The sequence below is a fragment of the Sphingomonas segetis genome (assembly GCF_009720245.1).
GTDB classification, from domain to species: domain Bacteria; phylum Pseudomonadota; class Alphaproteobacteria; order Sphingomonadales; family Sphingomonadaceae; genus Sphingomicrobium; species Sphingomicrobium segetis.
Genome location: NZ_WJSQ01000145.1, coordinates 1 through 6812, shown reverse-complemented (window position 1 = coordinate 6812; position 6812 = coordinate 1). Strand labels below are relative to the sequence as shown.

Genomic DNA, 6812 nt, shown 5'->3' with positions numbered 1-6812 from the left:
CGATGCCGCCGCCGCCGCGCCCGCCCATGGCAGCACCGCCGCGCGCCGCCGTCGCGGAGCCCTGGATGGTTCAGCAGGCGCCGCAAGTTCCGTCGGGGCAGCCGTGGCAATCGCCGATTGCCCAGTCCAACAAGGGCACTGCGCTCGAGCCGATCGACCTCCCACCGGCGATCGAGCAGGGCGTCGACATGATTTACATCGACGAGGCGCTCGTGCCGCGCGCGGTGCACGACCGCGGCTTCCTCGCGGGCATGACCAGTGCCGCGTGGAGCACCGCGCCGGTCGACCTCTTCACCTCGGTCAACCCGATCTACACCGACCTTCGCCGCGGGCTCGTCAAGTACGAGCAGGACTGGGGAAGCCTGCCGCAGATTGCAGTTCCGGAAGGCCCCACGCTGAAGGCCGGCTCGACCGGCGAGCGCGTCGCCATGCTCCGCACCCGCCTCGGGCTCGGCGAAGGCAACAGCTATGATTCTGCGCTCGCGGCCCGGGTCAAGGCATTCCAGGCTGTCCACGGCCTGACCGACGACGGAATCGCCGGCGCCGGGACGATTGGCGCGCTCAACCGCGGCTCCGATTATTACGAGAAGCTTATCATCATCAACATGGAGCGCGCGAAGCGACTCCCCGCGCCCGAGGAACAGCGGAAGTACGTGATCGTCGATTCCGGCGACGCGCGGCTGTCGATGTGGGAGAACGGCCGCAAGGTCGACGAGATGAAGATCATCGTCGGCAAGGCCGAGACGGCGACGCCGATGATGGCAGCCTACATCCGTTATGCCAGCGTCAATCCCTATTGGAACGTCCCGCCAGAGCTGGTCAGGAATCTGATCGGCCCGCGCATCGTGAAGCAGGGGATCAGCTATCTCACCGATCGCGAGTATCAGGTGATGACCGACTATTCCGAGGACGCAAAGCTGATCGACCCGGAAACTGTGGACTGGCAGGCGGTCGTCGACGGGCGCGAGGAAGTGCGCCTCCGCCGTCTGCCAAGCCCGGCCAACTCGATGGGCATGATGAAGTTCATGCTTCCCAACTACTTCGGCATCTATCTCCATGATTCGCCGGAAAAAGAGCATTTCACGAAGAACGAGCTGTGGATCAGCAACGGTTGCGTCCGGGTGGAGGATTACAAGCGGCTCGCGAAGTTCCTGTTCGACGGCAGCGTGCCCAGGGGCGACGACCCCAAGGTCGAAAAGGAAGTCGACCTGCCGCAGCCGGTCCCGGTCTACATGACCTACCTGACGGTCCAGCCGACCGCCGATGGCGTGCAGTTCCTCGAGGATCATTACGGCCGCGACGCGCACCTGCTGGACCGCTACGGCGAGCAACTCCTCGCCGCGGTGCACGGGCAGTAGGCGTTAGCCCCGGCTAGAGCCTGGCAGCGCGCGCGATCACGGGCATGAAGACGTGCCGGGGCTGGCCGTCGGGCCAAGCTGCGGCGAGCTCGGCGAAAGCTGCGGCGAGATGGCCTGGCTCCCACCGCTGCACCGCGGACCAGCTTCCGACATAGGCCTCCAGCTGCTCCCGGCTCCATGCAAGGTGCACCGCGCAAGGAGTGAGCCGCACTTCGTCGCCGGGAAAATCAATCGTGCGATAGCCGTCGATCAGCAGCCAATTCCCGGACGCCCACATGGGCTCGAGCGGCTTCAGCAGGGTGCGGCCGACGATCTCGTCGATGAGCGGGTCGACGAAAAACCAACCATAGCCGATTGCGGCCAGCAGCCCGCCGGAGCGAAGGATCCGACGCGCCTCTGCGTAGAAGGCGTCGCGGTCGAACCAGTGCAGGGCCTGCGCGGCAAGAACGAGGTCGCAGCTCGCGCCGGGTAACGAGCAGCGCTCGGCGGACTCGGCGGCGAAGTCGATGCGTGGGTGCGGCTCGGCCTCGTCGATCTGGGCCGCGCTGGCGTCCGTCGCGTGGACGCGCTGGAAATGATCGGCGAGGAGCCGCGCCGCCTGCCCGTTCCCGGTGCCCGCATCCCACGCCAGCTCGGTGCCGGGAGCGAGCGCCGCGATTTCCGCCATCAGGCTGTCCGGATAGGCCGGGCGCGAGCGCGCGTAGAGGGCAGCATGGCCGGAGAAGAGGTCGGGGAAAGACCCCGCCGGTTCAGGCCGCGTCGTCGGCCTTGTCTTGGGAAGCATAGACCCGCACCGGCTCCTTGGTGCCGAGGACCACTTCCTTGTCGATGTGCACCTCGTCGACACCGTCCATCGACGGCAGGTCGAACATCGTGTCAAGCAGGATGCTCTCGAGGATCGAGCGCAGGCCCCGCGCGCCGGTCTTTCGCTCGATCGCCTTTACGGCAATCGAGTGAAGCGCGTCGTCGGTGAACTCGAGCTGCACGTCTTCCATGTCGAACAGCTTGGCGTATTGCTTAACCAGCGCGTTTTTCGGTTCGACCAGGATTTTGACCAGCGCGGTCTCGTCGAGGTCGAGCAGGGTCGCGATCACCGGCAGGCGGCCGACGAACTCGGGAATGAGGCCGAATTTGAGCAGGTCTTCCGGCTCGCAATGCTGAAGGATCTCGCCGGTCTTGCGCTCGTCGGGCGCGACGACGTGCGCGCCGAAGCCCATCGACTTGCCCTGCATGCGGTCGGAAATGATCTTTTCCAGGCCTGCGAAGGCGCCGCCGCAGATGAACAGGATGTTGGTCGTGTCGACCTGCAGGAACTCCTGCTGCGGATGCTTGCGGCCACCTTGTGGCGGAACGCTCGCGGTCGTGCCTTCCATCAGCTTGAGCAGCGCCTGCTGGACTCCCTCGCCCGACACGTCGCGGGTGATCGACGGATTGTCCGACTTGCGGCTGATCTTGTCGATCTCGTCGATGTAGACGATGCCGCGCTGGGCCTTCTCGACATTGTAGTCGGAGGCCTGGAGCAGCTTCAAAATGATGTTCTCGACGTCTTCGCCGACATAGCCGGCCTCGGTCAGCGTCGTCGCGTCGGCCATGGTGAAGGGCACGTCGAGGATCCGCGCGAGCGTCTGCGCGAGCAGGGTCTTGCCGCAGCCGGTCGGGCCGATCAGCAGGATGTTCGACTTGGCCAGCTCGACGTCGCTGCCCGCCTTCGAGCTGTGCGACAGGCGCTTGTAGTGGTTGTGAACGGCGACGGAGAGCACGCGCTTGGCGCGGTCCTGGCCGATCACATAATCGTCGAGCACCTTGCAGATTTCGGAAGGGGTAGGAACGCCGTCGCGGGTCTTGACCAGCGCCGACTTGGATTCCTCGCGGATGATGTCGTTGCACAGCTCGACGCATTCATCGCAGATGAACACGGTCGGCCCGGCGATCAGCTTGCGCACCTCGTGCTGCGACTTGCCGCAGAACGAGCAGTAGAGGGTGCTTTTGCTGTCGCCGCCTGAAAGCTTGGTCATTCCCGTCCCTGCGCTTCGGCCGCGAACGACCGTCCTCTGATGGGCATGCTAGCCCGCTTTATGGCACAATCAACCATGCAGGTCGGTTAACGTATCCCGCTCCGCGATTGCTCCTTTGATTTCAGCAATATGGATGGACTGCCTGCACCTAGCAAGGGGCGCACTGTCACAGTTTGAGACGGTCGAGCGCCTCGCGGGCGGCCTCGTGGAATTCGGATCTTGCATAAATGTCGTTGTGCCCGGCTCCGGCGATCGTGCGGTCGAACGTCAGCTCCGGGACGCGCTTCCTGAGCGCTTCGGTGCGCTCGCCCGGGATGATCTCGTCGCGTTGGGCCGCAATGATAGCGACCGGAACCTGCGCCTTTTCGAGCGCCGAGGCGGCGTCGATCTCATGCTCGAAGAATGGGCCGATCGGCAGCCACGGGTACATCGATTGCGCCACCGCCTTGAGCGAATCGAACGGCGTGACGAGGATCAGTCCGTCGAGCTTTCGGGTCGCGGCAAGCGCCGCGGCGATGCCGCTGCCGATGCTGAAACCGACAGCGACGACGCGGCCCGGCCTCACCTCCTCGACCGCGTTGTCGTAGACGAGCGGCGCGTCGGCGATCAGTGCTTCCGCCGACGGCGAGCCCTGCGAGGGCGAATAGCCGCGGTAATGGAATACGACGACCTCCTCGTCCGGGAACAGCTGGTGGAGGTATTCCGCGACATCCTGTGCGTTCCAGGCATTGCCGCCAAACCCCAGGATCAGGGTGCGCTCGGCTGACCCTTCGTCCGCCGGGATGTGGATACCGACGAGTTCCTGCCCCTCTTTAGTCTTCAGCGACAGCCGCTGCGCCCGCGGCGGAAACGGACCAGCCCGCGGAACGGCATGGGTCGGAAAAATCAAGTGCGACTGGAATTCGAACATGGCGGAGACGAGGGCGAGCGCTGCGGCAGCGGCGATCAAAGCCGCGACGATGCGTCTAGCCGGCGAAGGCCGCCTCGATCGCCGGCGTGACGCGGTCGACGGTATAAGGCTTCTCGATCACGGGTGCGTCGTTGAACTCCGGTGGCGGCGGGTCGACGTGGCCGCCGGTGGCGATGACGAACGGAACTTTCTTCTCGCGCAGGCGGGTCGCGACGGGCCACACATTCTCGCCCTTGAGGTTGACGTCGAGGATCGCGAGATCGAATCCGCCCTTCTCGACCTCCTCGAGCGCACATTCGACCGTCTCGCACGTCCCGCGCACCTTGTGCCCGAGCGAATCGAGGAAATCCTCGAGCATCATCGCAATCAGAGGCTCATCCTCGACGATCAGTATGGAGCGCGCGTCAGCCATGTAATGACGGGCATAAGGTGCGCGCGCAAAAGCGCAAAGCGCTATTTGCTTCCGATTGCCCGACGCGCCGCGGCCGCCAGGTCGGTCACCGAGAACGGCTTCGGCAGGAAATTCACATTCTCGATGTCGATCGACTTCCTCAGCTGCTCTTCGGCATAGCCCGACATGAACAGGATCTTGAGCTCCGGCCGGCTCTTGCGCGCTTCGCGGACCATCGTCGGCCCATCCATTCCGGGCATCACGACGTCGCTGATCAGCAGCGCGATCGGCTCCCCGCGGTTGACGATTTCGAGCGCGTCCTCGCCATTGTCGGCAGTCACAACCGTGTAGCCGTGGCGGGTCAGCGCCCGCTCCGCGACGCTTCGCACCATGGGCTCGTCTTCGACCAGAAGCACCGTGCCGCTGCCCCACAGCTCGTCCTGCTTCGCCTTGGCGGGGCTCGGGCCGCGGGCCGCTCGCGCCTCCTGCCGATGGACCGGCAGGTAGATCACGAAACGGGTCCCCTCGCCCATCGTCGAATCGGCGAAGATGAAGCCGCCGGACTGCTTGACGATACCGTAGACGGTCGAAAGGCCGAGGCCGGTGCCCTTTCCCACCTCCTTGGTGGTGAAGAAGGGCTCGAAAATCTTGCCGAGCACGCTCGGCGCGATACCCGTGCCAGTGTCGGTGACTGAAAGCGCGCTATAGTCGGCGATCGGAAGGATGTCGGAGCCGAGCTCAGCGACCTGGTCGGCCTTCACCGAATAGGTCTGGATTGTGAGCACGCCTCCGCCCTTGGGCGCCATCGCATCGCGGGCATTGACCGCCAGGTTGATGATGACCTGCTCGAGCTGGCCTGGATCGGCCCGGATCGGACCAAGGTTTCGGCCGTGCTTGACGACCAGTTCGACGGTTTCGCCGAGCAGCCGCTTGAGCAGGTGCGAGACTTCGGAGACGACGTCGGGCAGCTGCAACACCTGCGGACGGAGGGTCTGCTGCCGCGAGAAGGCCAGGAGCTGGCGGGTCAACCCCGCTGCGCGGTTCGAGTTCGACTTGATCTGCTGGATGTCATCATAATCGATGTCGCCCGGCGTGTGCCGCATCAGCATCAGGTCGCAATGGCCGATGATCGCCGTAAGAATGTTGTTGAAGTCGTGTGCGACGCCGCCGGCCAGCTGGCCGACCACCTGCATCTTGGTTGCCTGGGCGACCTGGCGCTTGAGCTTCGCTTCCTCGCTATTGTCCTTGAGAAGTAGCAGCACGGCAGCGTCGCCGAGTCCGCGAAGGCCGGCGATGGTCAGCGCGACGGGCTCCGCGGGTTGACCCGCGAGCCGCACCGCGATGTCGCCCGACATGGCGGGACCACGCGCATTGCGCCGGACCGCATCGGCGACCGCGGCCTTGTCTTCCTTCACCACCAGATCGCCGGGATAGACCGGCATTTTCGATTCCTTGATTCCGGCGGCGTGGCAGAAAGCCTCGTTCATCGTCAGGAACCGCCCATCGCCGTCGACCAGGGCAAGGCCGATCGGAAGCATGTCGAGCAGAGCCTGGAGATGCGACGAGCTCGACATCGGCAGCGTGTCGGGGCTGTCGAACAGGTAGAAGTTGCCGTAATCGCCCGGCCCGGGCGGATCGAGCGGAACGAGCACCGCGCGAAGTTGACGTCCGGTGTCGCCTTCGGCCGTGAGCTGGAAGTGCGCGCCATCCTCCGTTTCGAAGACGAGATCGGTGAGACGCGGCGCTTCATCCGGCGCATGTCCGCCGAGCGCCCGCTCCTCGAACAGACGGTTGCGGCCGATCACTTTTCCCTGAGGGTCGACGAAGGCGGCAAGCACGCCCGCCCTCCCGAGCAAATCCCCGGCCCTCCCGCTCAGCCTGCTCGCCGCGGTTGTGACCGGATCGGGCGCAGTGGCCCGCACGAAGCGCCACAGCAGCAGGTCGTTCTGCGTACCGACGCGCTCGACCTCAACCGGCGTCGGGCCTGCAGTCGTTTCGATCGCCGTGACGCAGCCGGCGCCATCGCGCCAGGCCATGGTCAGCGCCAGCTCGAGACCGTGCCGCGCATCCTCGCCGGCAGCGACCTCGAGCGGCGGGTGGGCGCCTCCGAAGCGCTCGCGATAGGCGCCGTTGACCAG

6 protein-coding genes are annotated in these 6812 nt (G+C 65.3%); 1 reads left to right on the top strand and 5 read right to left on the bottom strand.

Features of this window, described 5'->3' with window-relative positions; translation table 11 throughout:
* The coding region (locus GH737_RS12040; protein WP_155265054.1) for a L,D-transpeptidase family protein at positions 1-1358 on the top strand (1358 nt) is incomplete at its 5' end.
* A gap of 13 nt (positions 1359-1371) precedes the next feature.
* On the opposite strand, the gene GH737_RS12035 is transcribed toward GH737_RS12040, so the two are convergent.
* The 5 genes from GH737_RS12035 to GH737_RS12015 all read right to left on the bottom strand — a co-directional run.
* Positions 1372-2142 carry a class I SAM-dependent methyltransferase gene (locus tag GH737_RS12035; RefSeq protein WP_155265053.1) on the bottom strand — a complete coding sequence of 257 codons (771 nt, stop codon included), beginning with the start codon at positions 2140-2142 and terminating at the stop codon, positions 1372-1374.
* Positions 2108-3373, bottom strand: coding sequence for an ATP-dependent Clp protease ATP-binding subunit ClpX (gene clpX / locus GH737_RS12030; protein WP_155265052.1), 1266 nt, complete (start codon positions 3371-3373; stop codon positions 2108-2110). The genes GH737_RS12035 and clpX overlap by 35 nt, the downstream gene beginning before the upstream one ends.
* Before the next feature lie 166 nt (positions 3374-3539).
* Positions 3540-4322, bottom strand: a complete 783-nt coding sequence (locus tag GH737_RS12025; protein WP_155265051.1) for an alpha/beta hydrolase — start codon at positions 4320-4322, stop codon at positions 3540-3542.
* Positions 4323-4338: 16 nt separating this feature from the next.
* Complete coding sequence (locus GH737_RS12020) at positions 4339-4695, bottom strand: response regulator (protein WP_155265050.1); 357 nt, start codon at positions 4693-4695, stop codon at positions 4339-4341.
* A 41-nt stretch (positions 4696-4736) separates the two neighbouring features.
* The coding region (locus GH737_RS12015) for a hybrid sensor histidine kinase/response regulator (RefSeq protein ID WP_155265049.1) at positions 4737-6812 on the bottom strand (2076 nt) is incomplete at its 5' end.

Coding starts and splice junctions, on each gene's coding strand:
- GH737_RS12035 (WP_155265053.1), bottom strand. CDS start 2,142: ATGCTTCCCAAGACAAGGCCGACGACGCGGCCTGAACCGGCGGGGTCT.
- clpX (WP_155265052.1), bottom strand. CDS start 3,373: ATGACCAAGCTTTCAGGCGGCGACAGCAAAAGCACCCTCTACTGCTCG.
- GH737_RS12020 (WP_155265050.1), bottom strand. CDS start 4,695: ATGGCTGACGCGCGCTCCATACTGATCGTCGAGGATGAGCCTCTGATT.